This is a genomic window from Dietzia sp. SYD-A1, assembly GCF_015356725.1.
Lineage (GTDB): Bacteria > Actinomycetota > Actinomycetes > Mycobacteriales > Mycobacteriaceae > Dietzia.
Genome location: NZ_JADDKI010000690.1, coordinates 1 through 478 on the forward strand (window position 1 = coordinate 1; position 478 = coordinate 478).

Annotated in this window: 1 pseudogene; it reads right to left on the reverse strand. The window is 68.8% G+C overall.

The features are described from left to right. Window positions 1-465, reverse strand: a pseudogene (locus IY392_RS18640) (HNH endonuclease signature motif containing protein); the annotation flags it as partial. Window positions 466-478: the final 13 nt, after the last annotated feature.

Genomic DNA, 478 nt, shown 5'->3' on the forward strand with positions numbered 1-478 from the left:
GTGGGGGCGGTGGGCGCCGGGTGGGTTGGTGAGGTGTCCGTCGTCGGTGATGAGGCGGTCGAGGTGGTGGCGCCATCGGTGGTCGAGGATCCGGTCGCGGGCCTGGGCCAGGGGGCCGTGTGGGGTGGCGCGGTGTTCGTGTCCGGTTTCGGTGATGATGGTCAGTTCGCCCAGGGGTCCGGACCGGTAGGCGCAGTGGCCGAAGGTCTTCTCGCGGTGATGCGTGCGGCACAAGCAGATCAGGTTCCATTCGGCGGTGGGTCCGCCGAGTTCGGGACGCTGGTGGTCGAAGGCGATGACGTGGTCGATCTCGCAGTCGTGGGCGTCGACCGTGCACCCGGGGTGGCGGCAGGTTCCGTCGCGTAGCCGGATCCGTTCGGCCAGGGCGGGAGTGATGAAGTACTTGAGCACCGCGTCGGGCAGGTCGAGCACTCCGGGTTGGGGGTCGATCAGTTCGAATCGCACTGTGGCGTCGCCG